This window comes from Brevundimonas sp., from assembly GCF_047617075.1.
Classification (GTDB): domain Bacteria; phylum Pseudomonadota; class Alphaproteobacteria; order Caulobacterales; family Caulobacteraceae; genus Brevundimonas.
In genome coordinates, this window is sequence record NZ_JBLGCI010000008.1 from 90,465 (window position 1) to 114,595 (window position 24,131).

Here is a 24,131-nt window from a genome sequence, read left to right on the forward strand (position 1 = left end):
CCCCTTATGACGCAAGAATCCTGCGTTTGAAGGGATAGTCTGCTGTTTCCGCCGATTTTCTTTTCACGTCCCGCCCTAATTCGGCTCGTAGCGGCCCTGCTGGGCCAAGTTGCCGAAGCGGGTGGTGTCCTCGTCGAAGGACAGTTTGACGATGCCGATGGGGCCGTGACGCTGCTTGCCGATGACCACCTCGGCCTGGTGGCGCAGGCGATCCATGTCCTCCTGCCACTTCAGGTGCTCTTCGGTGCCTTCGCGGGGCTCGGTGCGGCCCAGGTAGTAGCTTTCCCGGTAAACGAACATGACGGCGTCGGCGTCCTGCTCGATGGAGCCGGACTCGCGCAGGTCGGACAGCTGGGGCCGCTTGTCCTCGCGGGACTCCACCTGGCGGGACAGCTGGGACAGGGCGAGGATCGGCACCGACAGCTCCTTGGCCAGGGCCTTCAGCCCGCCGGTGATCTCGGAGACTTCCTGCACGCGGTTCTTCTGGCCGTTGCCCTCGCCCACGGTGACCAGCTGCAGATAGTCGACGACGATCAGGTCGAGGCCGTGCTCCATGCGCTTCAGACGCCGCGCGCGGGCCGCCAGCTTCGACAGGGACAGACCGCCGGTGGCGTCGATGTACAGGGGCGCCTCGCCGATCTCGGCGGCGGCGTCGCGGATGCGGCCGAAGTCCGAGGCGTCGATCTCACCCTTTCTCAGCCGGTCGGAGGACACGCCCGAGGCGTCGGCCAGGATACGCATGGCCAACTGCTCGGCGCTCATTTCCAGAGAGTAGAAGGCGACCACGCCGCCGGCCACGGTCTTTCGGCCTTCGGGCGTCGGCTCCCAGCGGTAGTTGCGCGCCACGTTGAAGGCGATGTTGGTGGCCAGCGCGGTCTTGCCCATGGAGGGGCGACCCGCGAGGATCAGCAGGTCGGACGGGTGCAGCCCGCCCAGCTTCTGGTCCAGATCGTCCAGATAGGTGGCCAGACCCGCCAGCTTGCCGTCGCGCTGATAGGCCTCGCTGGCCATCTCAACCGCCCCGGCCAGGGCGTGGCCGAAGCTGACGAAGCCCGACGACGGCTGACCCGTCTCGGCCAGGTTGTAGAGCGACTGCTCGGCCTGCTCGATCTGTTCGAGGGCCGCCGTCTCGGGGTCCGGCGCCTCCTTGATGATGTCGCCGCCGATGCGGATCAGGTCGCGGCGCAGGGCCAGGTCGTAGACCAGCCGGGCATAGTCGGGGGCGTTGGCTCCGGGCGGCGCCCGGTCCACCAGATCGGCCAGATAGCGCAGGCCGCCGAACTCCTGAAACGCGGGGTCCGCCTTGAACCGCTCCATGAGGATGGTGGGCTCGGCCAGCAGCCCCTGGCGAACATGATCCTCGATGGCGTCGAACAGGCGCTGGTGGAACGGCTCGTAGAAATGGCTGCCGCGCAGCCGGTCCGACAGGCGTTCGAACACCGCATTGTCGAACATCAGCGAGCCCAGCAGCGCCTGTTCCGCCTCCAGATTGTGGGGCAGGGCGGCCACGGGCCGGGCGTCGGTGGGGATGGGGCTGAGCGCATTCATGGACTGACGGGTCTAGCCCTCGCACGTCCCTGCGTCAGGGTCGGACGTCCAGAAGACCGGGGATGAGTCCGGCCCGCCTGTGGACGGCCCGGAATTCGTCTTTTGCGTTCAGCCGGAGCACGGATGCTCTTCGGCCATCCACTCTCGCACGGCCTGGGTTACGGTGATGTTGCGGCGGCCGGCGGGGATGGCGTTGAAACGGGCGAGCAGGCCGTCAGCGTCCATGCTGACCTGCTCGGGCATGCAGGTGCGCGGCGTGCGTCCGGCGGCCTGGGCGGCGTCCTGTTCGGCGCGAACCGTACGCGTGGCGGTCCTGACCTCGGACAGCAGGCGGCGGGTGTCGGCGCGGAGCATGGCCGTGGGATTGCGCGGGATATCTTCGGCTGTGTCCAGGAACGTCGCCACGGTCATGCGGCCGTCCTGAGCCGAAGCGGGAACGGCGGCGAGGCTGACGGCGAAAGCGGCTGCGACGGCGAGGATGGTGCGGTTCATGACCAGCTCCGTGAATGGCGACGCTTGAGCATAGGCCACGAAAAACGGCGCGGAGATGGCTCTCCGCGCCGTCGTTTCGATATCCGTTCGAGAAGGATCAGACCTCTTCGACGTAGGAGACCTCGTGCTGGCCGGCGCCGCCGTCCAGCAGATCCTTGGCCTGCTCGCTGGCGGCTTGACGCTCGTCATCGAACTGGCTGGCGATCACGTCCTCGCCCTTGGCCTGACGCTCGGCTTCGTCGGCCGAGCGGGCCACGTTGATCTTGACCGTGGCGCGGACCTCGGCGTGCAGGCGGACCAGCACTTCGTGGACGCCCAGGGTCTTGATCGGGATGTGCAGGACAACCTGAGACTTCTCGATCTTCGAACCGGCAGCCTGGACCGTTTCGGCCACGTCGCGACCGGCGACCGAACCGTACAGCTGGCCCGTCTCACCCGCCTGGCGGATCATGACGTAGGTCTGACCGTCGATCTTGTCGGCGATCTTCTGGGCCTCGGCCTTGTTCTTGTCGTTGCGGGCCTCGATGGCGGCGCGTTCGACCTCGAAGGCCTTCAGATTGGCTTCCGTCGCCCGGCGAGCTTTGTCGCGGGGCAGCAGGAAATTACGGGCGAAGCCGTCCTTGACGGTGACGACGTCGCCGATGGCGCCGAGGTTCTCGACGCGTTCAAGCAGAACGACCTTCATCTTACTTCACCACGTAGGGCAGGAGGGCCAGATAGCGCGCGCGCTTGATGGCCTTGGCCAGTTCGCGCTGCTTCTTTTGCGAGACGGCGGTGATGCGCGAGGGCACGATCTTGCCGCGTTCGGAGACGTAACGCTGCAGCAGCTTCACGTCCTTGTAGTCAATCTTCGGCGCGTTATCGCCCGAGAACGGGCAGACCTTGCGGCGACGATGGAAGGGGCGACGGGCCGGGCCGGAGCCTGCCGGAGCGCCCGGGGTGGGAGCAGTCGTATCGGTCATGATCCGGTTCCTTATTCGGCCGCAGCGGCGTTGTCGTCGGAGCGGGGCGCCGAGCGCTCACGCTCGCGCTCGCGGCGGGCCAGCAGGGGCGACAGCTCCAGGTCCAGCTCTTCCACGCGGACGGTCAGCCAGCGCAGCACGTCCTCGTTGATGGACAGCTGGCGCTCGACCTCGGCCATGGCGGCCGGGGGCGCGTCGACGGCGAGCAGCGAATAGTGCGCCTTGCGGTTCTTCTTGACCCGGTAGGTCAGGTTGCGCAGACCCCAGTACTCGATCTTGGCGACGGAGCCGCCGTTTTCCTCGATCAGAGCCTTGATGGTGTCGTTGAGTTGTTCGGCCTGTTGCGCGCTGATGTCCTGGCGCGACATGACCGTGTGCTCGTAAAGAGCCATGCAGTCGTCTCCCTTGGTGGGCGTCGGCGCGGGCGGACCGGGTTAAAGTCCAATCCCACGATGGATCCTGACGCGGCGGCCGGGATGACTTCCCGAACCCTTTGGAACTCCACGCCAGGACCGAAGCCCTGGAAAGCGGCGGCCTATAGGGGAAAAGGGGGGCGGTGGCAAGCGGATCGGCCTTGATCGGCCGCCGCGTTTCGCTTATTCGGGCGCCCAGCGGACCGGGCCCCTCTGGCGTCTGATGGCAGACGTGATGTCGGGCCGCATCGAGCGAGCTCGGTGCGCGGCGGCCTTTCCGGTCGATCCCCTTTTTGCGCGCTGCGGGTCGCTCCCTGAAATAGGGGAGTCCTGATGGACCTTATGACTTTCTTCGCCGCCGAATGGCTGGGCAAGCCCGCCTGGATGTGGCTGGCCTTCATGGGCGTGGTTCTGGCGCTGCTGGTGCTGGACCTGGGCGTACTGCACCGCGATCAGCATGAAATCGGCGTGCGCGAGAGCCTTCTGCTGTCCAGCATGTACATCGCCGTGGCCCTCATCTTCGGCGGCTGGGTCTGGTGGGAGCTGGGGCCGCAGTCCGGCATGGAGTATCTGACCGGTTTCGCGGTCGAGAAGAGCCTGGCGATGGACAACGTCTTCGTCATCGCCATGATCTTCGGCTATTTCGCCATTCCGCGCGCGCTTCAGCACAGGGTGCTGTTCTGGGGCATTCTGGGGGTGATCATCCTGCGCGCGCTGATGATCGGCGCCGGCGCGGCCCTGGTCAGCCAGTACGGCTGGGTGCTCTATATCTTCGCCGCCTTCCTGATTGTGACCGGCATCAAGATGTTCTTCGCCGGGGAGTCTCACGGCGACCTTGGCCAGAACCGGATGGTGCGGTGGATGCGAGGACGCCTGCGGGTCACGGATCAACTGCACGGTCAGAAGTTCTTCGTTCGCCAGCCCAATGACAGGGGCCGCATGGTCCTGTGGGCCACGCCCATGTTCCTGGCCCTGGTGATGATCGAGATCGCCGATGTGATCTTCGCGGTGGATTCGGTGCCGGCCATCTTCGCCATCACGACCGATCCCTACATCGTCTACACCTCGAACATCTTCGCCATTCTGGGCTTGCGGGCGCTGTATTTCGCCCTCGCGGCGGTGATCCACCGCTTCGCCTATCTGAAGCAGGCCCTGGCCGTGCTGCTGGTGTTCATCGGCGGCAAGGTGTTCGCGGCGGACCTGCTGGGTCTGGGCAAGATCCCGCCCGAATGGTCGCTCGCCATCACGGGTCTGATCCTGGCCGCGGGCGTGGTCTGGTCCTTGTGGAAGACGCGCGACTCCGCTCCGGCGGCGTCGACCTGATCGTCAGGACGTTGGAAGGGTGAAGCCGTCGTCGCCCTTCACCCTTCTGGCGCCACGCGCCAGACCACGTTGGCCATGTCGTCAGCGATGAACAGGGCGCGGGTGCGGGGATCGAACAGCACGCCCACAGGGCGGCCCCGCGCTTCGCCATCATCGTTCAAGAAGCCGGTGACCAGGTCCACGGGGTCGCCCGCCGGACGTCCGTCGGCGAACGGGATCCACACCACCTTGTAGCCGGACAGGTCCTGGCGGTTCCAGCTGCCATGCATGCCCACGAAGGCGCCGACGCCGAACTGGCCGCCCCAGCCCCCGTCCACGGCGAAGTCCAGGCCCAGGGCGGCCACGTGGGCGCCGAGGGCGTAGTCGGGTGCGATGGCGGTGGCCACCAGATCGGGGTCTTGCGGACGCACGCGCGGGTCCAGGTTCTGGCCCCAGAAGCTGTAAGGCCAGCCGTAGAACGCGCCGTCCCGCACCTGTGTCAGATAGTCGGGAACCAGCTGGGGACCGATCTCGTCCCGCTCGTTGACCACGGACCACAGCTGGCCGGACGTCGGCTCGATGGCCAGGGCGGTGGGGTTGCGGATGCCGCGCGCGATGGTGCGGTGGGCGCCGGTCTCGCGGTCGATCTCCCAGACGACGGCGCGCTCTTCCTCCACGGCCATGCCGCGCTCACCAACATTGCTGTTCGAACCGATGCCCACATACAGGAACTGGCCGTCAGCGCTGGCCGTCATGGCCTTGGTCCAGTGGTGATTAAGTTCCGCGGGCAGGGGGGTCAGCGCCTCGCCGGGCGCCGTGATCTCGGTCTGCCCCTCCTCATAGGGGAAGCGCATGACCGCGTCCTGATTGGCCACGTAGAGAAAGCCGTCCACATAAGCCATGCCGTAGGGCGCGTTGAGGTCGTCGAGCAGGACGGTCTGCAGCTCGGGCTGACCGTTTCCGTCGATGTCACGGATCAGGGTGATGCGGTCGCCCCCTTCCACGGAGGAGCGCCCCTGAGACTTGATGATGCCGGCCAGAACGTCCTTGGGTCGGAGCGCGGGAGCGCCGCCGCCGGAACCCTCGGCGATCAGCAGGTCCCCGTTGGGAAGCATCAGCATCTGCCGGGGGATGCGCAGATCATCGGCCACCACGCTGATGGTGAAACCCTCCGGCACGCTGGGCAGCTCATCGCCCCATGCCGCGGGGGTGGCGATATTCATGGACGGAACCAAGGACTCGCTCACCTGCGGCAGGTCAGGGCGCGGGCCGGTTTCGTTCAGGTCGGGATCGCTGTCCACGCTGCAGGCCGCCACAGCAAGCGACAGGGCGGCCAGACTGATCATGCGCATTTTCATTGGCCCGCCTCCCGGGTGAAGCTTCGTGAGTGGAGCAGCCAGCCTGCGATCAAGGCCAGCACGGCGCAGACGATGGACATGATCAGGCCGCCGGGGCCGACCGAGCTCCAGGCGTCCTGGCTGTGCCTGAAGATGTTGAACAGGCCGACCACGAACATGACCGCCACAACGGCCAGATAGATCAGCGCCCGGATCAGACCCGCAGAGCGACGGCCCAGCACCGCCTCTACCCCTGCCCAGGCCAGCACCAGGCCGGTGAAGAACAGGGCGGCGGTGATCGACCAGGCCGAGAAGTTCGTCCACTGCATCTGGGCCGTGTTCAGATAGGCGATGTCGGTGACGACCGCGAAACTGAACAGGGCGATGGGAAAGGCCAGCAGAATGGCGTGAAGCGGGTGCAGCATCCTGCACAGGCGGTTGTGATCGGTCATGGCCCTCTCCCTGTCCCTTGTCCCCGGTGCAATCCCTCACGGGCGTATCGGTTTCATTTCGGGGTGTGACGCGGGCGCTATTGCCAATCCGGGGGGACCGCTTCAGGTTCCGCGCCCCCATCGCTGAGCCTTCCCATGACCGCCGTCCTCCGCCCCGAAACACGCGCCGATCTGCGCGAGCTGCTGACCCTGGCCTGGCCTGTAGTGCTGGCGCGCGTGGGCATCATGACCATGGGGCTGACCGACGCCATCGTGGTGGGCCAGTACGCGGCGCGCGAACTGGCGTTGCACTCTCTGGCGTGGGCCCCGTCGTCGGTGTTCGTCACCACGGCCGTGGGTCTGCTGATGGGGACGCAGGTCATGACCGCGCGCCTGATCGGGCAGGGGCGGCGGGAGGAGGCCGGCGCGGTGTTCCGGCGCGGCCTGGTCTATTCGGTTCAGTTAGGGATCATCTCGGCGCTGGCGTTGATCCTTGCGGGGCCCTGGGCGCTGGTGCGCGTGGGGCTGGAGGACGGGCTGGGGCAGGACGCGGCGGCGCCCCTGATCGTGCTGGCCCTGTCGCTGCCGTTCTATCTGATCTCGGTGGCGGCCCAGCTGTTTCTGGAGGCCCTGTCGCGCCCCCGGCCCGGCATGTGGGCCATGTGGATCGCCAACGGTCTGAACCTGCTGATGAACCTGTGGCTGGTGCCGGGGACCTCGGGCCTGCCGGTGGACGGCGCGGTGGCGGCCTGCTGGGCCACCTTCGCTGCGCGCCTGATGCTGGTGGTGTTCCTGCTGGTCTATATCGTGCGCATGCCGGACGCCCGGGCGCTGGGGATTTTCCGCAAGCCGCGCCGCGATCGCGTGATCGAGCGCGAACAGTACAAGGTGGGCGTCGGCGCCGGGGCCTCCTACTTCATCGAGGTCAGCGCCTTCGCCGCCATGAGCATCGTCGCCGGCTGGCTGGGCGGGCTGGAGGTTGCGGCCTGGGCCATCGTGCTGAACCTGTCCGCTATCGTGTTCATGAACCCCATGGGCCTGTCGGCGGCGACCGGCGTGCTGGTCAGCCGTGCTTATGGCGCCAACGACCGGGCCGGACTGATCCGCGCCGGGGTGCTGGGGCTGGGCGTGACGGCGCTGCTGGCGCTGGCGATCGCCCTGGTGGTGTGGCCGGGGGCTGAGGCGATCATCGGCGTCTACACCAACGACCCGGCTCTGGTCGCCATCGCCGTCCCGGCCCTGATCCTGGCGACCCTGTTCTTCGTGGCCGACGGCATCCAGGTGGTGGCGGCCCAGGCCCTGCGCTCGGCCGCCGACGTGTGGTGGCCCACGGCCATGCATGTGTTCAGCTATGGGGCCGTGATGATGCCGCTGGCGTGGCTGTTCGCCCACCCCATGGGCATGGGCGTGGACGGCATCGTCTGGGGCGTGATCGTGGCCAGTCTGGTGTCGGCGGCCTTGCTGACTGGCCGCTTCGTGCGGGTCGCCAGACGGATGCCCGGCTGAGGCCAGATTCTATTTCACAGCATCGGGGCCAATCGGGAAGCGATTCCACCTCAGCTGATCAGGCTCTGAGCGGGCCTCATACTCCCACAACCGTCATTCCCGGGCTTGTCCCGGGAATCCATACTCACGGCGCCTTCTGGGCTGGCCTTGCTCTGTCAGAGCGTATGGATCGCCGGGACAAGCCCGGCGATGACGGTGACATGTGAGTCGGTAAGAAGAATCAGCAGCTTATCGGTTCACGCTCAGCGAACGCCGAGGATCCAGCCTTCTTCAGTCTCGACCTGACGGATCAGGTCGTCGGACGCGCCCTTGGGCGGGGCGAAGGCGGCGGCCAGTTCATTCTTTTCGTCCATGCGGGCGAAGGTTTCAGCGGCCACGCGGACTTCCGCCTGGGTCTTGAACTCGCCGGGCTCGGGCTTCGCGCCGAACATGGCGGGCCAGACCTCGACCACCAGCGCCGACAGGGGCGCCACGTCTTCGGGCGTCAGCGCGCGCCAGCCCGTGCCGAACGGCCACACGGCGGCCGCCGAACCCAGTCGCTCCACCAGACGGCGAACGGTGGGGATGCCGATCAGGGCGTGGCCGCCGACGGCGCCCGCGCCGTGCATCTGCCACACGGTCTTGGGCTGCAGCTTGCCCTGTTTGGCCGCGACCTCGGTGGCGCGCAGTTCGGGGATGTCGCCATAGCCGCCCTCGGGCTTGGTGGTGGTCAGCCAGCGCTGGGCCTGGCTGGCCGGGGCGCCCCAGAACGGCCGCGCCTCATCGGTCATCAGCCGGTTCATCTTGGCCGCCACCTGATAGCGATTGTTGGTGTTGTCCGGCTTGTCCCGAACATTGTCGGCGAGGAAGGCCCACAGGCCGGACCAGCTCTGATCCTTCAGATTCAGCCGCGCGGCCGTGCCGACAGGGAATCCCAGCGGCGCGTCCAGACCGATCAGGGCCCGGTCGCCGCGCTTGTTCAGGTCGGACAGGATGTCGGCCAGCAGCTTTTCACCGTCGGCGCGGGTGGCGGTGTTGTGAGTCTCGACCTTCAGCCGCATGCGCACGTCGCGCTTGGCCACGGCGATCCACAGCGACTGTTCGCCCAGCTTTTTGCCTTCGGCGGCGGTCCAGTTGGCGATGACATAGGCGTCGAACAGGCGGGGCACGGGAAAACTCGCGGGTGAGGGGAAGTTCCGGTGCTTCTAGCCCTTTGACCGCAAAGTCGGAAGGCCGGTCCGCGCCTATTTCATCAGGGCTTCCACATGGGACAGCCAGCGGCGCCCCAGCCGGAGCGCTTCCGGCGGCGACCCGGTCGAGGCGCCCGTCGCGGCGTTCCAGAGGTCCAGCTCGAACTCGGGATGGCGCGGATCGGCGAACATCAGGCGCAGCACCACCTGACCGGCGTCCGGGGCCATGACGTCCAGCGCCCGGCGCGCCTCGCCCCGGCGCACGCGGGCCAGCACATGGCCGTCCACGATCATCTCGGCGCCGTCGATCTCGTCGAATTCATAGACCAGACCGTTGGCTCCGCGATCCCACAACACCGCCGCCTGACCGCTGTCAAAATCCAGGGCGCAGGCGCGGCCTTCAGCGGGGGAGACGGCCTCCACCTCGCACGAACCGCCCAGGGTCTTGTCCAGGGCCCGACGCAGACGCCGGTGCGGCTCCATCCACCAGGCCAGAGTCAGGCCAGCCGTGGTCAGGGCGGCGGCGGCCAGGGCCACCAGCAGGATGATCCTCAGCGCATCGACCACGCGGGCGGCTCCGGATCCAGATCGACGACGACGGGCACGTGATCGCTGGGCTTTTCCATGTCGCGGGCGTCGCGGTGGGTCTCGATGCCCCGGAAGCGGTCCGCCGCCATGGCCGACAGCAGGGCGAAATCGATGCGAATGCCGTGATCCCGCCGCCAGGCCCCAGCCTGATAGTCCCAGAAGGTGAAGGTCCCGGCCGGCTCGCCGCCCAGCTCGTGGCTGTCGGCGAAGCCCAGCCATTTCAGCGCGCGGAAGGCTTCCCGACTCTCGGGCTGGAACAGTGCGTCGGTGGTCCAGGCTTCGGGGTTCTTCGCGTCCTCGGGCGTGGGAATGACGTTGTAGTCGCCGCACAGGGCGACGGCTTCTTCATTGGTCAGCAGGTCCGACGCGTGCAGCCGCAGGCGCTCGAACCAGGCCAGTTTGTAGTCGAATTTCTCGGTGCCCAGCGGATTGCCGTTGGGCAGGTAGATGGAGGCCACCCGAACCGGCGCCGGCGCCTCGACAAGCGCCTCGATGTAGCGCGCCTGTTCGTCCGTATCGTCGCCCGGCAAACCGCGCCGCACGTCCGACAGCGGGAATTTAGAGAGCAGGGCCACGCCGTTGTAGCTCTTCTGGCCGTGGGTCTCGACGTTGTAACCAAGGTCCTCGAACGCCTCGCGCGGAAACTTCTCGTCCACGCACTTGATCTCCTGCAGGCAGGCCACGTCCGGCTGGGCCTGGCCGAACCAGTCCAGCACGGTGGGCAGGCGGGCGTTGACGGAGTTCACGTTCCAGGTGGCGATGCGCATCAGGGACTCAGCGGTTCAGGACGGCGCCACGCTAACGCACCGGGACGCGGCGCAAAAGAAAAAGCCCGCCGCAGATGCGACGGGCTTTTCCAGCGGCTTTCACCGTGAGCTTACAGCACGCACTCATCGCCTTGACGGGCGGCGGCGGCGCAGGGCAGCAGCTGACCGGCGGCCTGGCGGTCGTCCGGGAACTCGCCGAACCATCCGCGGCCGTCGTCGCACTTGATCTCGGCCACGTCGCCGTCGAGGCTGGCCATGCGGGCGACCACGCGATAGTCGACCACATTGCAGTTCCGCTCGCTGGCCGTGACCATGGCGGTCAGGGCGGTGCTGATCTCGTCACGCGTGACGAACTGGCACTCCAGACCACGGGCGTCCATGCTGAAGCAGTCAAAGGCTTCAACCTCTCCGGAGCCGCCTTCCACCGGGAAGAAGCCCATCAGACCAAGCGGCTGGTCGGCGCAGTCGAACTCATAGATTTCGCGTCCCGGCGAACCGTCCGGCGGGCTCTCCACCGCGATGATGCGCTCTTCATTGACGGAACATGTGCGGCCGATTCCGGCCAGGGCGGTAACACGCTGCTCGGCGGCGTCGGCCATGGCTGCGGCGCTGTCGGTCAGGGTGCATCCGCCGGGGACGATCTGCGGACGGCTGCAGTCACGAGCGTCCATCGCTTCGCCCGCCGGATCGGTCTGGGCGATGAAACCGAAGCCTTCAGAGCACTTCACCTCGTAGAACCGGAATTGTTCGTTGGCGCCCACGAAGCGACCGTCCTCGGCGGTGCAGGCCTGCGGCGCCACCGAAGCGAAACGGGCCTGAAGCCCGGCCAGCTGCTCGTCACGGGTGGTGAAGCGGCATTCACCGCCGGCCGCAGTCACCTCGATACATTCCAGCCGATCCTGATAGGCGCCCTCGGAGTCCACGCGAACCCAGTAGCCGTCGACGCCCGCGCAACCGACCTCATAGCGTTCCTCGCCCGACGACGTGCGTCCGACCCAGCGGGTGTCCTCCACCTGACAGGTGATTCCCGCCGACTGGATATAGCCCTGCAGGATCTCATCGGCCCCGGCGTTTTCAGGCAGCGAACAGGTCACCTGGGCCGGAGCGTCGGGATTCTCCCGCGCGTACTCCTCGGCCTGCTGGGCGACGATGATGCAGTTTCGGGCGGCGGGCTGCTCGCCATCGGTGAGGATGTGCCCCAGACCGCTGGCGCAGGCCACTTCGTAGATATTGATCTCGCCGTTCGTGCCGGGGCTGACGGCATTGACGATGTCGCAGTTGGTGTTGGTGGCGGTCACAACGGCCTGGGCCTCGGCCAACACCTCCGGGCCAGTCCGGGGCTCGGAGGTCGCCGCCTCGGCGTTGCGATTCTGGCGTGTACGGGATTGCATGGCCGCCGCCGCGACGGTGGTCGCCGAAGCGGCCGTCAGCGTGGATTCCGCCGCTGCCGTCGCGGGCAGGGGGGTGAAACCGACAACGGTCAGCACGACGGCGGACCGGGCGAGCAGGGAATTACGCAGCTTCAAAGGGCTATCCTCACCTAGCTTTCAGGTTGGCGGAGGCTTCGCCCGCGCCGGATTAAGGGTCAAGTCCTAACGGCGTGATGTGTTCCGCTTGTGGCGTTCAGATGGCCTTTGACCTGCGGCCAAGCGGCGGGCACAGTGGCAATGAGTTTTCAATGGAGACGCGCTTGCCCGACGGTCAAGCCATTGCAAAGGGAGCCGGCCGCAACGCCGGCGGGCCCGATTACCTGCCCCTGGATATCCCGGCGCCGGGCCAGGCGGTTCAGGTGGCTGAGGGCGTCCTGTGGCTGCGTTTTTCCCTGCCCATGGCGCTGGACCATGTGAACGTCTGGGCGATCCGGGACGGCGAAGGCTGGGTCGTCATAGACACGGGCCTGGGCCTGCCCGACACGGTCGAGGCCTGGGATACCGCCCTGGCGGGACCGCTCGAAGGCCGGCCGCTCACCCGTCTGATCTGCACCCACATGCATCCGGACCACATCGGTCTGGCGGGCTGGTTGTGCGAGCGGTCGGGCGCGCCCCTGTTTATGTCCCGGCTGGAATATGTCACCGCGCGCATGCTGCTGGCCGACACCGGTCCCGCGCCGGAAGCGGGCGTCGCCTTCTATCGCGCCGCAGGCTGGTCGGCCGAACAGCTTGAGGGCTATCGCGCCCGATACGGCCTGTTTGGCAAGGCGGTGCGCCCCATGCCGCCGGAGTTCACCCGGTTGAGCGACGGAGACCGGATCGACATCGGCGGCGACGCCTGGCACATCATCGTCGGCTCGGGCCATTCGCCAGAGCATGTCTGTCTGCTGCGCGAGCACGACGACCTGTTCATCGCGGGCGATCAGTTGCTACCGCGCATTTCGTCCAACATCTCGGTCTGGCCGACCGAGCCGTTGTCCGATCCGCTGAAGGACTGGCTGGAGTCGCTTGCGGCGCTGAAGGGCCGCATTCCTGACGGCGCCCTGGTTCTGCCCTCGCACGGCGAGCCGTTCCGGGGCGCCCATGCGCGGCTGGACGCCCTGCTGCGCGGCCATGACGTGGCCCTGCGGCGGCTGGAGCGCACGCTGGCGGAGCCGAAACGGGCGGTTGACGTGTTCCCGTCCTTGTTCGGTCGATCAGTGGGGGAGGGCGTGCTTGGCATGGCCACGGGCGAAGCCATCGCCCACCTGAACCATCTGGAGGCCCAGGGCCGCATCGGCCGCAAACGCGACGCGGACGGCGTGGACTGGTGGAGCAGAATCGAAACTGGAGATCCCGCATGAGCGAGCATGTTCACGTGGCGCTGAACGGGGGCGTGCTCAGCGTGACCCTGGCCCGCCCCGACAAGAAGAACGCCATCACCCAGGCCATGTACGCCGTGCTGGCCGAGGCCACCGAGCGGGCGAAGACCGACCCGGATGTGCGCGTGATCCTGTTCCGCGCCGAGGGCGACAGCTTCTGCGCGGGCAACGACATCGCCGACTTCATCGCCATCGGTTCGGGAACCAGCCAACCCACCGACATGGCCGTGTTCCGCTTCCTGAAGGCTCTGGCCGAGCTGGATCGCCCCGCGGTGGCGGCGGTGAAAGGCCGGGCGGTGGGCATCGGTCTGACGCTGCTGCTCCACTGCGACATGGTGGTGGTGGCGGAGGACGCTTTGCTGTCGGTTCCGTTCGTCAACCTGGCGCTGGCGCCGGAAGCGGCCTCGACCTTGCTGCTGCCCGCCGTCATCGGCCATCAGCGCGCCTTCGAGCTGTTCGCCCTGGGCGAGCCTATCACGGGGCGTCAGGCGCTGGACTGGGGCCTGGCCAACCGGGCGGTCCCGGCCGATCAGGTCGATGACGAGGCGCTGCGTCTGGCGACCCTGCTGGCGTCGCGGGCGCCCAATTCCATTCGCTCGACCAAGCGCCTGATGCGCGACGCCGAGGCGATCTGGGCCCTGATGCTGGCCGAGGGCGAGGCGTTCGGCGCCCAGATGAAGAGCCCCGAGGCCATGGAGGCCTTCATGGCCTTCAGCCAGAAGCGGGCGCCGGACTTCTCCAAAGCCGGCTGATTCTCCTTGACGGGCGTGGGCGGGGGCCGCAGATGCGCGGTCCCCTCGAATCGACGCGCGCCATGACCCTCGCTCCTTCGCCCCAGCCTGCGCTGATCCAGACCGAAACCGTGTTCGACGCGGCGGCGGTGGCGCGCGTGGTCGAGGCCGCCTTTGGTCCCGGCCGCCTGGCCAAGACCGCTGAGCGTCTCCGCGAAGGCCGCGATCCAGCGGTGGGCTTCGTGGCCCGCCACGATGGCCGGATCATCGGTTCGGTGCGGCTGTGGACTGTCACCATCGGCGGCGTCCCGGCCCTCTTTCTGGGCCCCATCGCCGTTGAGCGAACCGAGCGCAATGCCGGGATCGGTGCGGAGTTGGTGGCCACGTGCGTGGACTGGGCTCGTGAGGCCCAGGCGTCCGGCGTTCTACTGGTTGGCGACCCGCCCTATTTCGAGCGCTTCGGCTTCCAGCGCATCGACGGGGCCGTGATGCCCGGTCCAGTGGATCCGGCGCGTCTCTTGTGGCTGGCGCTGGAGGCGGTCTCGGCGCCCAGCGGGCTCGTTCGCGCCGACTGACCCTTTCGGGTGCGCCCCTTTCCGGCGGCCCCCCTTTCCGATGGGGCCTGCGGCGCCTACCATCAGAGCATGACCCCAGACACGCTCAGCCTCATCCAGTCGGTCGCCGGACACGGGGAGGATGGTCGCGGCCCGGCGCCGGTGCATCTGTGGAATCCCGAGAACTGTGGCGAGATGGATCTTGTCATCCGGGCCGACGGCGTCTGGATGCACGAGGGCTCGCCCATCGGTCGCCCCCAGTTGGTGCGTCTGCTGGCCACCGTCCTGCGCAAGGATCCTGACGCGTACTATCTGGTCACGCCGGTCGAGAAGCTGAAGATCACCGTGGAGGACGTGCCCTTCCGCGCCGTGCGGGTGGACCGGGAGGGCGACGACCTGGTCTTCACCACCGACATGGGCGAGCGCGTCACGGCAGGCGCCGACCATCCCTTGCGGGTCGAGACGGACCCCGCCACGGGCGAGCCGACGCCCTATGTGCATGTGCGCGGCGACCTGGAAGCCCGCATCGAACGGTCGGTCTTCTATGAACTGGTCGAGATGGCGGCTCTGGCGGACGGCCGGATGACCGTGCGGTCGGGCGGGGTCGATTTCGCCCTGGGCGCTGTTAAATGAGCGATTTGCGTCAACAGTTGATTTCGGCGCTGGATCCTCTGGATGGGGCGCCGCGTCGTGCGCGGTTTTCCGATTTCGATCTGAACCCGGATGCGCCGCGTCTGGACCGTCCGCTTCGCCCGGCCGCCGTGCTGATCCCGATCGTGGATCATGCAGACGGCCCGACGTTGCTGCTCACCCGGCGGTCGGATTCCCTGGCCAGCCACACCGGCCAGATCGCCTTTCCCGGCGGGCGGCTCGATCCCGGCGAGACGGTGGTTCAGGCGGCCCTTCGCGAGGCGGTGGAGGAAGTGGGGCTGTCGCCCGATCATGTGGAGCCGCTGGGCCTGTCTGACGCCTATGAGACGGTGACCGGGTTTCTGGTCACCCCGGTGGTGGCCTGGGTTCGGCCCGGCTTCACCCTGACCACCGATCCGCGCGAGGTGGCGGACGCCTTTGAAACGCCATGGGACTTCCTGATGGACGAGGCCAATCACCGGCGCGAGTTCTATGACGCGCCGGACGGCACTCGGCGCTGGTTCTGGGCCATGCCGTGGGGCGAGCGTTACATCTGGGGCGCCACCGCAGGCATGCTGCGCTCCCTTTGGGGTCGTCTGCATAATCCGGCGCGGGAAGAGGTGGCGTGACGCGTCTGGACGATCAGCCCTGGCTGACGGCGCCGCAGACGCGGGCGGTCATCGCGGCGCTGGAGGCGGCGGGCGGGCCCGGATGCGCGCGCTTCGTCGGCGGCTGCGTGCGCAACGCCCTGATCGGCCGGCCGGTGGACGACATCGACATCGCTACCACCCTGGCGCCAGAGGCGGTGATGGCCGCTGTGAAGTCCGCCGGACTGAAGGCCGTTCCCACGGGGCTGGATCATGGAACGGTCACGGCGGTATCGGGCGGCCAGCCCCACGAGGTCACCACCCTGCGCCGGGACGTATCCACCGACGGGCGCAACGCCACGGTCGCCTTCACAGACGACTGGGCCGAGGACGCAGCGCGACGCGACTTTCGTCTGAACGCTCTCTATGCCGCGCCCAACGGCAAGGTGTTCGATCCGACGGGGCAGGGGGTCGACGACGCCCTGGCCGGGCGCATCGTCTTCGTGGGCGAGCCGGAGACCCGCATCCGTGAGGACTACCTGCGCATACTGCGCTTTTTCCGTTTTCACGCCTGGTACGGGCGTGGCCCGGCCGACGAGGCTGGGCTGAAGGCGTGCGCAGACTTGAAGGACGGCATGACCCGCCTGTCCGCCGAGCGGGTGTCGAAGGAATTGCTCAAGCTGCTGGCCGCACCGGACCCGGCCCCGGCCCTGCGCTTGATGGCGGATGCCGGCGTGCTGGAGCGGGTGCTGCCCGAACACGCCGGTCTCGCCCTGTTCGAGTCCATGGTCCGGGTATCTCCCGATCCGCTGCTGCGGCTGTCGGCCCTGCTGCCCGCCGATGCGGACCGGGTGCGGGTCGCCGCGCGTGCGTTGCGCCTGTCCAACGCCCAGAAGGACCGGCTGGTGCTGGCCCTGCTTGCCGAGCCCGTTGTCAGCCTAGCCATGGATGAGCGGGCCGGACGTGCGGCGCTTTACCGTCTCGGCCGCCGTCGGTTCGAGGATCAACTCATGCGCGCTTGGGCCGCGGCGCCGGAACAGGAAGAAGCCGCGCGGCGCCTGCTGGATCAGGCCGCCGCCTGGCCCATCCCCCGCCTGCCGGTGGACGGCCACGACGCCGCGCGGGCCGGGGCGTCCGGCCCGGCGGTAGGCCAGACATTGCAGGCGTTCGAGGACTGGTGGGTGGATCAGGACTTCCCGGGCGGCGATCACGCCGCCATGCTGGGCCGCTTCCTGCCCCGGAGCGACCCATGACCCGCATCGCCATTCTTGAGACCGGCGTCCCGCCCGAGGCGCTGCGCGACGACTACGACGACTATCCCGCGCGCTTCCGGGCGCTGCTGGGCGACGGCGTGCCGACCACGCGATTCAATGTGCAGGAAGGACGCCTGCCCGACGATCCTTCGACGTTTGAGGGCGTGGTGGTCACCGGATCGGCGGCGGGGGTCTATGAGAACCACGTCTGGATCCCGCCGTTGCTGGACTGGCTGCGCGCCGCGCGGGGCCGTACCCGCATGCTGGGCATCTGTTTCGGCCATCAGGCCATGGCCCAGGCCTTCGGCGGGCGTGTGGAGAAATCGGACAAGGGCTGGGGCGTCGGTCTGCACCGTTACGACATCCTTCGCCACGAGCCCTGGATGTTCCCCAAGGCCGACAGCGTGGCGATTCCGGTGTCCCATCAAGATCAGGTGGTGGCTGTCTCGCCGGACGCCCGGATTATAGCCGCCAGCGAGTTCACCCCGCACGCTGGCCTGGCCTGGGGTGAGGACGCCGCGTCGTTCCAGTGCCACCCGGAGTTCCAGCCCGACTACGCCGCCGCCCTGGTGGAACTGCGCCGGGACCGCATACCGGGCGCGTTGGCTGATCAGGCGCTCGAAACCCTGCGCCACCCAAACGATCGCGCCCTCATGACCGCCTGGATACGCGCCTTCCTGCTAGGCACGCCGCCCCCGACCGAGGCGGGCGGCAGCGGCATCTGATCTCGCCGGCAAGTCGTCAGGGAACCGCCACCATCATGATGTCCACGCTCATGGGCGCGCCGCCGGTTATGACGGAATGTCGGGTATCGGTGGTGAAGCGCAGGCGGCCGTCGGGATCGCGGATTTCCGCCCGGACCGCGTAACTGTGGTTGTCCCGGATATTGGCGGGATCATAGACCAGGTTGAAGGCATAGGGCGGCCCGCGCCCCTCCAGCGGCGTGACCTGTTCGGCCAGCGTCCGCGACGGCGCATCGGCCAGGCTGACATCCTCCAGCCGAACCGTCAGCACATGGCCGGGCGGCAGCAGGATGCGTTCGCGATAGGCGGCGGCGCCGGTCACCTCGGCCTGATCGGCGGGGACGGTGGCGCAGGCGCCCAGGGCCAGAACGATTCCGGCGGGGGCGAGCATCAGGGGGTTCAGGCGCATGGTCAGTTCTCCTGCAAATCAGTCTAGCGGCAATCGGACGCCGGATACATTCCGGTTCAGCTTGTGATGGGACGCGGCCGGGCGGGGGTGTTATCGGGGCGTCCCTCTCAACCTTGAACGCTCGAGATCGTCCTTCGTGTCCCGTCCCGTCGCCCTCGCTTGCGTCCTGATCTGCGCCCTGATCTGGGGCACGACCTGGTACGCCATCACCTTGCAGCTGGGCACGGTCGATCCGGTGGCCTCGGTCACCTATCGCTTCGGTCTCGCGGCGGCGGTGATCTTCGCTGGATGCCTGATCACCGGTCGCTCCGTGAAGATGACCCGCGGCCAGCATCTGGCCCTGATGGGGCAGGGGCTGTTCGTCTTCACCATCGGCTACGCCTTCGTCTATTGGGCCGAGGAGCGCGTGGCCTCGGCGGTGGTGGCGGTGATATTCGCCGCCCTGGCGTTCCTCAATCTGGTGCTGTTCCGCGTCGTTGCGCGCCAGAAGGCCGCGCCGCTGGCTTGGGCGGGCGCCGGGCTGGGCATTTTGGGCGTCGGGGTGCTGTTCGCGTCGGAGTTGCTGCGCGCCGGCATGGACCAGCGCGCCATGATCGGCCTGACCTTCGCCCTGATCGCTGTCAGCGCTTCCGCCGTAGGCAATGTCTTCGCCTGGAAGGTCCAGACCGCCGCCGCCCCGGTCATCCCCGCCACCGCCTGGGCCATGGCCTATGGCACGGCGTTCCTGGCCCTTTTCGGCTTGGCTATCGGGGTGGAGTGGGCGTTCGAATTCACGCCGCGATACATGCTGTCCCTGCTGCATCTGTCGATGCTGGGCTCGGTGGTGGCGTTCCTGCTGTATTTCACCCTGGCCCGGGCGCGCGGCTATGCGCTGGCGTCCTACATCTCGGCCCTGACGCCGCCGGTGGCCATGCTGGTGTCGGTGATGTTCGAGGGCGCGAGCTTCGGCATCGCCGCCTTCGCCGGACTGGCTCTGGTGCTGGCCGGTCAGATGCTGCTGATCAAGGCGCCGCGCGTGTCCGCCGCCTAGTCATCCTCGCGCTTGGCCCCGTCCAGATCACGATTCAGCCGCTCCGCTTCGATCCCCGCTGCATCCTTCTGGCCTTTGGTGCGCCCGAACGCGGCCCGGTTGGCGGCGGCCTTCGCCTTCGCTTCCGCCCGTGCCCGATCCTTGCGCGCCTTGTTCAGATTGATGATCTCGCCCGCCATCGTCTTCAGAACCCCGTGAACAGCCGGTCCAGCGCCCGGCGAATGTCGAACTCATGGTCGAGAAGGCTGCCGACGACAGGCCCGAGGTCGCGCATCTCGATGTTCGCCATCAGCGCCAGGTCGAGCGCGTAGTCTTTTCCGTCGACCGAAACTGGAACCGCCACTTGGCTTTCGGTCGCAATCAGCGTCGTTCGCAGCAGCGGCGCGACGATCACCGTGTCCATGCCCGCGAGGTAATGGGACTGAATCACGCAGACGTAGGGTGCGTCGGTCTCTGTCGATTGACCGGGATAGCGGCAGACATCGAACTGCCGCGTCACCAGCGACGCCACTCCGCGCCGAACGCGCCGTGCTTGCGGACGAACTCGTTGTGCACCCGGATCGCCTCGGCGTTCTCGTCGGCCCATCGCCGGGCGCGTTCTTCGGCGCCGGCGGGGTCCACCTTCTGCAGGTGCAGCCGCAACGTCCGCTCGTCCATGCCGCCGACGTCGATCCCCAGCCGCTCGGCCTGGGCCAGCAGTTCGGGATCGATGCCGATGTTCAGGTCCACCTTGCCCATGGGCCCAGACTATGTCGAAATGCTGTGGCCCGCTACAACCGCCGTCAGCCCGGCGCGATCATCTTCTCGGGCCGCACCCACGCGTCGAATTCCTCGTTGGTCAGATAGCCGCCGCCGACGGCCTCCTCACGCAGGGTGGTGCCGTTCTTGTGGGCTGTCTTGGCGATCTTGGCGCAGGCGTCGTAGCCGAGCTTGGCGTTGAGCGCCGTGACCAGCATCAGGCTGTTCTCCACGCCCTTCTGGATGTTGTCCCGGCGCGGCTCGATGCCCACCACGCAGTTGTCGGTGAAGCTGACCGCCGCGTCGGCCATCAGGCGCACCGACTGCAGGAAATTGTAGGCCATCACCGGGTTAAACACGTTCAGCTCGAAATGCCCCTGCGACCCGGCGAAGGTGATCGCCGCGTGGTTGCCGAACACCTGTACGCACACCTGGGTCAGGGCCTCGCACTGGGTCGGATTGACCTTGCCCGGCATGATGGAGCTGCCCGGCTCGTTTTCCGGCAGGGCCAGTTCGCCCAGACCCGCCCGGGGGCCGGAGCCGAGGAAGCGGATGTCGTTGGCGATCTTGAACAGGGACGCGGCCACCGTGTTGATGGCGCCGTGGGTCATGACCATGGCGTCGTGGGCGGCCAAAGCCTCGAACTTGTTGGGGGCGGTGGTGAAGGGCAGGCCGGTGATCTGGGCGATCTTGTCCGCCACGCCTTCCGCGAAGCCGACCGGCGCGTTCAGGCCGGTGCCGACGGCGGTGCCGCCCTGGGCCAGCTGCATCAGGTCGGGCAGGGTTTGCTCAATCCGTTCAATGCCCTTGGTGATCTGCTGGACATAGCCGCTGAACTCCTGGCCCAGGGTCAGGGGGGTGGCGTCCTGGGTGTGGGTGCGGCCGATCTTGATGATGTCCTTCCACGCTTCGGCCTTGTCGTTCAGGGCGTTGCGCAGGGTCTGCAGCGCGGGAACCAGCCGGTGCACCACCTCTTCGGCGCAGGCCACGTGCATCGCCGTGGGATAGGTGTCGTTGGACGACTGGCTCATGTTGACGTGATCGTTGGGGTGGACCGGCTTTTTCGAGCCCATCTCGCCGCCCAGAATCTCGATGGCGCGGTTCGAGATCACCTCATTGGCGTTCATGTTGGACTGGGTGCCCGAGCCGGTCTGCCACACCACCAGGGGGAAGTGGTCGTTCAGCTTGCCCTCGATCACTTCGTCGGCGGCCTGGACGATGGCCTTGCCCAGGTCCTTGTCCAGCCGGCCCAGCGCCATGTTGGTCTCGGCTGCGCCGCGCTTGACGATGCCCAGCGCCCGCACGATCGGCAGGGGTTGCTTCTCCCAGCCGATCTTGAAGTTGCCGAGGCTGCGCTGCGCCTGGGCCCCCCAGTAGCGGTCCGCCTGAACCTCGATGGGGCCGAAGGTGTCGGATTCTGTCCGTGTCTTGGTCATGATGCGCTCGCGTTCAGGCATGGCGGGAAGGTGCGCGGCGGTGTAGCACGCAGACCGCAGGGGGCAAGCCGAGGGCGTGATGGATCAGGACTGGATCGGAACCGGCAAGGTGCGCGCCCGCGAGCGCGGCGACATGGTCGAGATCATGATCGACGGCCTGACCACCCAGGCCAAATACTACAAGCCGCTGGTCTATGAGTTCATGCGCAAGGAATGGTCCTCGCGTCCGTCATGGGGCGATTTCGCCGTGGATATCCGCATGGAGCATGTGGGCGAGCCGCCGCACATCGATCTGGACAATCTGGCCAAGGCCCTGCTGGACGCCATCAAGGGCTATCTGTTCCACGACGACGCCCAGGTGGCCCGCCTGCTGGTGGAGCGGCACGAGGGCGAGCGCGAACGCATCACCATCGCCGTGCGTCGCCGCTGATCGGCGTCAGCTCTCCGGCGGCCCCGGATAGCGTTCGAAGCTGGGCAGGTCGTCCAGATGTCCCATCCAGCCAATCCGCTCCGCCGTCTGGATCTGGCCGCCGAGTGGGATCGCATCGGGATCATCCAGGGTCGCACTCTGTACGTCGATCATGCCCGGAAAGATCACCTCATTGGTGTAGAACAGGCTGGTCCCGCACACGCCGCAGAACATCCGTCGGCCATGCTCCGACGAGGCGTAGGTGACGGGCTCGCCCGTGATGGTCACCTGATCCGCCGCCGCCATGGCCCAGGCCACGGCCGGCGCGCCGCTGGCCTTGCGGCAGTCCGTGCAGTGGCACAGGGCATGGTGCGCCACATCCGCCGTCATCTCGTATCGAACCGCGCCGCAATGGCATCCGCCGGTTGGCATGGCTTCCTCCCGCCTTGTCAGTGTTCCTGTTATGTTCTCACACGCCGCGCGACCGCACCAGCGGAAATCGCATCATCGGGGCGCTTGATCGAACCGCAATGTGGGCAAAAGCAGTTGCATCGCCCCGCCGATGACCACCTGGGGCTCTGACGGCGGCGACAGGCCTTCGGCCTGCTCGCGCGCCGCGACGCAGCCGCGCGCCTCGTGGGCCAGGGCGATGAAGTCCGTCGCCGTTTCCAGCGCCTGCAACACGCAATCGTCGAAATAGGGGTAGGTGATCCCGCCGCCACAGCCGAACGAACTGCGATCCATCCGTGCTGCGGTGATGATCATTCGGTTCGGCTCCGCCAGCGCCGGAATGAACCCGCCCGAGAAGCACGCCGAGATCACGATGACTGTGGGCCGCTGGCCACAGGCCACATCCGCCGCAGTCCGCAACTGCGCCGGCTCCAGCTGGTTGTTCGGCCCGAAGACGATGCTGCCGGGCCGGCTCCCGCGCGCTGGCGAGCCGTGAGACGTGAGATAGATCAGACACCCGGCCGTTCCCCGCGTCGCCGCGCTCTGGAATCCTTGCAGCGCTTCGCCTGGGGCGACGGAATCCGGGCGTTCCGGGTTCAGGGTGTAGTCGGCCATCAGTGCGCGCTCGAAACCGGCGCGCTCAAACGCTGTGGCCAGGTCCCGCCGGGCGTTATCGAACGCCTCGATGGTCTCGCCCTCGCTGTCCGTCCAGTCGCCGGCGACGATGAAAGACGCCCAGCCCCTGAAATCGCCCGCCCGGGCATCTGCGCCATGCGGCGAGGCCGCGACCACCACCGCCAGAAACAGGAGCAGCCGCAGTGTCTTCATCACGCCGCGCCGCAGGCGGACGGATCGGGCCGCTCCCTGGGGCTCAGCACCGCCCGCACCGGTTGGTGATCAGAATGTCGGAAACCCAGGTCCGCACCGGTCACCGACATCACCTCCACGTCCGGCGATACGATGAAACCGTCGATCACCGCCGTATAGTTCTCGCCGGCCACATACGGGCGCTCGTTGGTCCGCACGGTGGGCGTCGCCGGGTCGGCCACGACGCGCCATCCCTCGGGCAGAACGTCGGTCGGCAGGTCATGGACCCAGAACAGATGCTCCTCCAGCGTCGTATGGGCGAAATCCGTCTGCACCAGCCGCATGTTGAAGTCGCCCCCGATCACCACGCGGCTGCCCGAGGCGTGAACCGCGGCGGCTCGTTCCAGGATCGCCGCCAGCTGCCGCCGCCGCAGGGCGCCGCCCTCGTCGAAGGCCGAGGTGTGCAGATTGACGAAGGTCCAGCAGCCGCCCGGGCCGTCCATGGTCGTCGCCAGGGCGCCGTAACGTCGCCGCAGCGGCCCGTCGTAGGGATCCCCGTCGCTGGGCATGGGCCAGATCTCGCTGCCGGTCAGGCCGTGGCGCACATAGCTGGCCATGCCGTTGCTGATGCGCAGGGGCGGCGGCAGATAGCGGGTCTGGAAGTCAGGGTGAAAGACGCGCTGATGGTCGGGCAGGGCGCGATCGACGCGTCCTTTCAGATCCGTCCAGAAATTGATCACGCTGGGTCGGGCGTTCTCCTGGGTCAGGACCACGTCGGCGTCGCTGGCTCCCAGCCAAGCGGCGATGGCCTCCGCCGATTTTCGAGGGGCGCCGGGGCCGGGCGGCAGATAGGCCTGCCCACCATCGGCGAAGAAGTCCGATCCCTCACCCAGGCCGCCGTAGCCGAGATTCCAGGTGACGACGGTGATGGATGTCATGCTGCCGGGCCAGGTGGAAGAGAATGAGGGCGAGGGATTATCGGGCGTGCTGGAGCAGGCGTAGGCCACCACCGCGGCGCCCGCCAGCACGATCGCGGTCGTCAGAAAAC

30 protein-coding genes are annotated in these 24,131 nt (G+C 67.6%); 11 read left to right on the forward strand and 19 right to left on the reverse strand.

Translation table 11 applies throughout. The annotated features are described in order from the left end of the window. Positions 1-75: 75 nt before the first annotated feature. The 5 genes from ACI8U3_RS10290 to rpsF all read right to left on the reverse strand — a co-directional run bounded on the left by ACI8U3_RS10290 (position 76) and on the right by rpsF (position 3,394). Positions 76-1,548 (reverse strand): replicative DNA helicase, encoded by a 1,473-nt coding sequence (locus tag ACI8U3_RS10290; RefSeq protein ID WP_415014778.1) that lies wholly within the window; start codon positions 1,546-1,548, stop codon positions 76-78. A gap of 108 nt (positions 1,549-1,656) precedes the next feature. After that, on the reverse strand, positions 1,657-2,040 hold the full coding sequence (locus ACI8U3_RS10295; RefSeq protein WP_415014779.1) for a hypothetical protein: 384 nt from the start codon (positions 2,038-2,040) through the stop codon (positions 1,657-1,659). 97 nt (positions 2,041-2,137) lie between these two features. Further along, positions 2,138-2,725, reverse strand: coding sequence for a 50S ribosomal protein L9 (gene rplI, locus ACI8U3_RS10300; RefSeq protein WP_415014780.1), 588 nt, complete (start codon positions 2,723-2,725; stop codon positions 2,138-2,140). Position 2,726: 1 nt separating this feature from the next. Continuing rightward, complete coding sequence (rpsR, locus tag ACI8U3_RS10305) at positions 2,727-3,002, reverse strand: 30S ribosomal protein S18 (RefSeq protein ID WP_415014781.1); 276 nt, start codon at positions 3,000-3,002, stop codon at positions 2,727-2,729. Between the two features lie 11 nt (positions 3,003-3,013). Next, positions 3,014-3,394, reverse strand: a complete 381-nt coding sequence (gene rpsF / locus ACI8U3_RS10310; protein ID WP_415014782.1) for a 30S ribosomal protein S6 — start codon at positions 3,392-3,394, stop codon at positions 3,014-3,016. 363 nt (positions 3,395-3,757) lie between these two features. Here rpsF and ACI8U3_RS10315 point away from each other — a divergent pair, with 363 nt between their 5' ends. Beyond that, positions 3,758-4,738: a TerC family protein gene (locus ACI8U3_RS10315; RefSeq protein WP_415014840.1), complete on the forward strand. Its 981-nt coding sequence runs from the start codon at positions 3,758-3,760 to the stop codon at positions 4,736-4,738. A gap of 38 nt (positions 4,739-4,776) precedes the next feature. On the opposite strand, the gene ACI8U3_RS10320 is transcribed toward ACI8U3_RS10315, so the two are convergent. Both ACI8U3_RS10320 and ACI8U3_RS10325 read right to left on the reverse strand, forming a co-directional pair. Further along, complete coding sequence (locus ACI8U3_RS10320) at positions 4,777-6,063, reverse strand: PQQ-dependent sugar dehydrogenase (protein WP_415014783.1); 1,287 nt, start codon at positions 6,061-6,063, stop codon at positions 4,777-4,779. Positions 6,064-6,071: 8 nt separating this feature from the next. Further along, positions 6,072-6,506, reverse strand: a complete 435-nt coding sequence (locus tag ACI8U3_RS10325; protein WP_415014784.1) for a DUF2231 domain-containing protein — start codon at positions 6,504-6,506, stop codon at positions 6,072-6,074. A gap of 135 nt (positions 6,507-6,641) precedes the next feature. On the opposite strand from ACI8U3_RS10325, the gene ACI8U3_RS10330 reads away from it, so the two are divergent. Then, complete coding sequence (locus tag ACI8U3_RS10330; protein ID WP_415014785.1) at positions 6,642-7,991, forward strand: MATE family efflux transporter; 1,350 nt, start codon at positions 6,642-6,644, stop codon at positions 7,989-7,991. A 242-nt stretch (positions 7,992-8,233) separates the two neighbouring features. Here the strand turns inward: ACI8U3_RS10330 and ACI8U3_RS10335 are convergent, their stop codons facing one another. The 4 genes from ACI8U3_RS10335 to ACI8U3_RS10350 all read right to left on the reverse strand — a co-directional run bounded on the left by ACI8U3_RS10335 (position 8,234) and on the right by ACI8U3_RS10350 (position 12,041). After that, complete coding sequence (locus ACI8U3_RS10335) at positions 8,234-9,139, reverse strand: cobalamin biosynthesis protein CbiG (RefSeq protein ID WP_415014786.1); 906 nt, start codon at positions 9,137-9,139, stop codon at positions 8,234-8,236. Between the two features lie 75 nt (positions 9,140-9,214). After that, positions 9,215-9,727, reverse strand: a complete 513-nt coding sequence (locus ACI8U3_RS10340; protein WP_415014787.1) for a hypothetical protein — start codon at positions 9,725-9,727, stop codon at positions 9,215-9,217. Beyond that, positions 9,712-10,515, reverse strand: a complete 804-nt coding sequence (locus ACI8U3_RS10345) for an exodeoxyribonuclease III (protein ID WP_415014788.1) — start codon at positions 10,513-10,515, stop codon at positions 9,712-9,714. The genes ACI8U3_RS10340 and ACI8U3_RS10345 overlap by 16 nt, the downstream gene beginning before the upstream one ends. A gap of 110 nt (positions 10,516-10,625) precedes the next feature. Continuing rightward, positions 10,626-12,041, reverse strand: coding sequence for a hypothetical protein (locus ACI8U3_RS10350; protein ID WP_415014789.1), 1,416 nt, complete (start codon positions 12,039-12,041; stop codon positions 10,626-10,628). 164 nt (positions 12,042-12,205) lie between these two features. Here ACI8U3_RS10350 and ACI8U3_RS10355 point away from each other — a divergent pair, with 164 nt between their 5' ends. From ACI8U3_RS10355 to ACI8U3_RS10385, 7 genes are all read left to right on the forward strand, one after another. Next, the gene (locus ACI8U3_RS10355; RefSeq protein WP_415014790.1) at positions 12,206-13,288 is read left to right on the forward strand and encodes an MBL fold metallo-hydrolase; all 1,083 of its coding nucleotides are present in this window, start codon (positions 12,206-12,208) and stop codon (positions 13,286-13,288) included. Next, positions 13,285-14,058: an enoyl-CoA hydratase gene (locus ACI8U3_RS10360; protein ID WP_415014791.1), complete on the forward strand. Its 774-nt coding sequence runs from the start codon at positions 13,285-13,287 to the stop codon at positions 14,056-14,058. The genes ACI8U3_RS10355 and ACI8U3_RS10360 overlap by 4 nt, the downstream gene beginning before the upstream one ends. A gap of 62 nt (positions 14,059-14,120) precedes the next feature. Further along, positions 14,121-14,612: a GNAT family N-acetyltransferase gene (locus ACI8U3_RS10365; protein WP_415014792.1), complete on the forward strand. Its 492-nt coding sequence runs from the start codon at positions 14,121-14,123 to the stop codon at positions 14,610-14,612. Between the two features lie 69 nt (positions 14,613-14,681). Next, complete coding sequence (locus tag ACI8U3_RS10370; RefSeq protein WP_415014793.1) at positions 14,682-15,224, forward strand: DUF1285 domain-containing protein; 543 nt, start codon at positions 14,682-14,684, stop codon at positions 15,222-15,224. Further along, entirely contained in the window at positions 15,221-15,850 is a 630-nt protein-coding gene (locus ACI8U3_RS10375) for an NUDIX hydrolase (RefSeq protein ID WP_415014794.1), read from the forward strand. The genes ACI8U3_RS10370 and ACI8U3_RS10375 overlap by 4 nt, the downstream gene beginning before the upstream one ends. Further along, positions 15,847-17,061 carry a CCA tRNA nucleotidyltransferase gene (locus tag ACI8U3_RS10380; RefSeq protein ID WP_415014795.1) on the forward strand — a complete coding sequence of 405 codons (1,215 nt, stop codon included), beginning with the start codon at positions 15,847-15,849 and terminating at the stop codon, positions 17,059-17,061. The genes ACI8U3_RS10375 and ACI8U3_RS10380 overlap by 4 nt, the downstream gene beginning before the upstream one ends. Beyond that, positions 17,058-17,786: a glutamine amidotransferase-related protein gene (locus tag ACI8U3_RS10385; RefSeq protein ID WP_415014796.1), complete on the forward strand. Its 729-nt coding sequence runs from the start codon at positions 17,058-17,060 to the stop codon at positions 17,784-17,786. Before ACI8U3_RS10380 ends, ACI8U3_RS10385 begins: the two co-directional genes overlap by 4 nt. Before the next feature lie 16 nt (positions 17,787-17,802). Here the strand turns inward: ACI8U3_RS10385 and ACI8U3_RS10390 are convergent, their stop codons facing one another. Then, positions 17,803-18,213, reverse strand: coding sequence for a YbaY family lipoprotein (locus ACI8U3_RS10390; protein ID WP_415014797.1), 411 nt, complete (start codon positions 18,211-18,213; stop codon positions 17,803-17,805). 136 nt (positions 18,214-18,349) lie between these two features. Between ACI8U3_RS10390 and ACI8U3_RS10395 the strand changes: the two genes are divergently transcribed. Next, a complete protein-coding gene (locus ACI8U3_RS10395; RefSeq protein ID WP_415014798.1) occupies positions 18,350-19,243 on the forward strand; it encodes a DMT family transporter in 894 nt (297 codons plus the stop codon). On the opposite strand, the gene ACI8U3_RS10400 is transcribed toward ACI8U3_RS10395, so the two are convergent. The 4 genes from ACI8U3_RS10400 to fumC are packed head-to-tail and all read right to left on the reverse strand — an operon-like array spanning position 19,240 to position 21,417. After that, on the reverse strand, positions 19,240-19,422 hold the full coding sequence (locus ACI8U3_RS10400) for a DUF4169 family protein (RefSeq protein ID WP_415014799.1): 183 nt from the start codon (positions 19,420-19,422) through the stop codon (positions 19,240-19,242). The genes ACI8U3_RS10395 and ACI8U3_RS10400 overlap by 4 nt on opposite strands. Positions 19,423-19,427: 5 nt before the next feature. Beyond that, positions 19,428-19,742: a CcdB family protein gene (locus ACI8U3_RS10405; protein WP_415014800.1), complete on the reverse strand. Its 315-nt coding sequence runs from the start codon at positions 19,740-19,742 to the stop codon at positions 19,428-19,430. After that, the gene (locus ACI8U3_RS10410) at positions 19,739-19,981 is read right to left on the reverse strand and encodes a type II toxin-antitoxin system CcdA family antitoxin (RefSeq protein WP_415014801.1); all 243 of its coding nucleotides are present in this window, start codon (positions 19,979-19,981) and stop codon (positions 19,739-19,741) included. Before ACI8U3_RS10410 ends, ACI8U3_RS10405 begins: the two co-directional genes overlap by 4 nt. 44 nt (positions 19,982-20,025) lie before the next feature. Beyond that, positions 20,026-21,417: a class II fumarate hydratase gene (gene fumC, locus ACI8U3_RS10415; protein ID WP_415014802.1), complete on the reverse strand. Its 1,392-nt coding sequence runs from the start codon at positions 21,415-21,417 to the stop codon at positions 20,026-20,028. 79 nt (positions 21,418-21,496) lie between these two features. On the opposite strand from fumC, the gene ACI8U3_RS10420 reads away from it, so the two are divergent. Further along, positions 21,497-21,847, forward strand: coding sequence for a RusA family crossover junction endodeoxyribonuclease (locus ACI8U3_RS10420; RefSeq protein ID WP_415014803.1), 351 nt, complete (start codon positions 21,497-21,499; stop codon positions 21,845-21,847). A 6-nt stretch (positions 21,848-21,853) separates the two neighbouring features. Here ACI8U3_RS10420 and ACI8U3_RS10425 read toward each other — a convergent pair whose 3' ends face one another. From ACI8U3_RS10425 to ACI8U3_RS10435, 3 genes are all read right to left on the reverse strand, one after another. After that, on the reverse strand, positions 21,854-22,258 hold the full coding sequence (locus ACI8U3_RS10425) for a GFA family protein (protein ID WP_415014804.1): 405 nt from the start codon (positions 22,256-22,258) through the stop codon (positions 21,854-21,856). A 72-nt stretch (positions 22,259-22,330) separates the two neighbouring features. Further along, a complete protein-coding gene (locus ACI8U3_RS10430; RefSeq protein ID WP_415014805.1) occupies positions 22,331-23,104 on the reverse strand; it encodes a C13 family peptidase in 774 nt (257 codons plus the stop codon). Next, a complete protein-coding gene (locus tag ACI8U3_RS10435; protein ID WP_415014806.1) occupies positions 23,104-24,111 on the reverse strand; it encodes an endonuclease/exonuclease/phosphatase family protein in 1,008 nt (335 codons plus the stop codon). Before ACI8U3_RS10435 ends, ACI8U3_RS10430 begins: the two co-directional genes overlap by 1 nt. Positions 24,112-24,131 lie beyond the last annotated feature (20 nt).

Excerpts from the sequence above, each read along its gene's own strand:
- ACI8U3_RS10290 (WP_415014778.1), bottom strand. The coding sequence starts at position 1,548 with ATGAATGCGCTCAGCCCCATCCCCACCGACGCCCGGCCCGTGGCCGCC.
- ACI8U3_RS10295 (WP_415014779.1), bottom strand. The coding sequence starts at position 2,040 with ATGAACCGCACCATCCTCGCCGTCGCAGCCGCTTTCGCCGTCAGCCTC.
- rplI (WP_415014780.1), bottom strand. The coding sequence starts at position 2,725 with ATGAAGGTCGTTCTGCTTGAACGCGTCGAGAACCTCGGCGCCATCGGC.
- rpsR (WP_415014781.1), bottom strand. The coding sequence starts at position 3,002 with ATGACCGATACGACTGCTCCCACCCCGGGCGCTCCGGCAGGCTCCGGC.
- rpsF (WP_415014782.1), bottom strand. The coding sequence starts at position 3,394 with ATGGCTCTTTACGAGCACACGGTCATGTCGCGCCAGGACATCAGCGCG.
- ACI8U3_RS10315 (WP_415014840.1), top strand. The coding sequence starts at position 3,758 with ATGACTTTCTTCGCCGCCGAATGGCTGGGCAAGCCCGCCTGGATGTGG.
- ACI8U3_RS10320 (WP_415014783.1), bottom strand. The coding sequence starts at position 6,063 with ATGATCAGTCTGGCCGCCCTGTCGCTTGCTGTGGCGGCCTGCAGCGTG.
- ACI8U3_RS10325 (WP_415014784.1), bottom strand. The coding sequence starts at position 6,506 with ATGACCGATCACAACCGCCTGTGCAGGATGCTGCACCCGCTTCACGCC.
- ACI8U3_RS10330 (WP_415014785.1), top strand. The coding sequence starts at position 6,642 with ATGACCGCCGTCCTCCGCCCCGAAACACGCGCCGATCTGCGCGAGCTG.
- ACI8U3_RS10345 (WP_415014788.1), bottom strand. The coding sequence starts at position 10,515 with ATGCGCATCGCCACCTGGAACGTGAACTCCGTCAACGCCCGCCTGCCC.
- ACI8U3_RS10360 (WP_415014791.1), top strand. The coding sequence starts at position 13,285 with ATGAGCGAGCATGTTCACGTGGCGCTGAACGGGGGCGTGCTCAGCGTG.
- ACI8U3_RS10365 (WP_415014792.1), top strand. The coding sequence starts at position 14,121 with ATGACCCTCGCTCCTTCGCCCCAGCCTGCGCTGATCCAGACCGAAACC.
- ACI8U3_RS10370 (WP_415014793.1), top strand. The coding sequence starts at position 14,682 with ATGACCCCAGACACGCTCAGCCTCATCCAGTCGGTCGCCGGACACGGG.
- ACI8U3_RS10375 (WP_415014794.1), top strand. The coding sequence starts at position 15,221 with ATGAGCGATTTGCGTCAACAGTTGATTTCGGCGCTGGATCCTCTGGAT.
- ACI8U3_RS10385 (WP_415014796.1), top strand. The coding sequence starts at position 17,058 with ATGACCCGCATCGCCATTCTTGAGACCGGCGTCCCGCCCGAGGCGCTG.
- ACI8U3_RS10390 (WP_415014797.1), bottom strand. The coding sequence starts at position 18,213 with ATGCGCCTGAACCCCCTGATGCTCGCCCCCGCCGGAATCGTTCTGGCC.
- ACI8U3_RS10400 (WP_415014799.1), bottom strand. The coding sequence starts at position 19,422 with ATGGCGGGCGAGATCATCAATCTGAACAAGGCGCGCAAGGATCGGGCA.
- ACI8U3_RS10410 (WP_415014801.1), bottom strand. The coding sequence starts at position 19,981 with ATGGGCAAGGTGGACCTGAACATCGGCATCGATCCCGAACTGCTGGCC.
- fumC (WP_415014802.1), bottom strand. The coding sequence starts at position 21,417 with ATGACCAAGACACGGACAGAATCCGACACCTTCGGCCCCATCGAGGTT.
- ACI8U3_RS10420 (WP_415014803.1), top strand. The coding sequence starts at position 21,497 with ATGGATCAGGACTGGATCGGAACCGGCAAGGTGCGCGCCCGCGAGCGC.
- ACI8U3_RS10425 (WP_415014804.1), bottom strand. The coding sequence starts at position 22,258 with ATGCCAACCGGCGGATGCCATTGCGGCGCGGTTCGATACGAGATGACG.
- ACI8U3_RS10430 (WP_415014805.1), bottom strand. The coding sequence starts at position 23,104 with ATGAAGACACTGCGGCTGCTCCTGTTTCTGGCGGTGGTGGTCGCGGCC.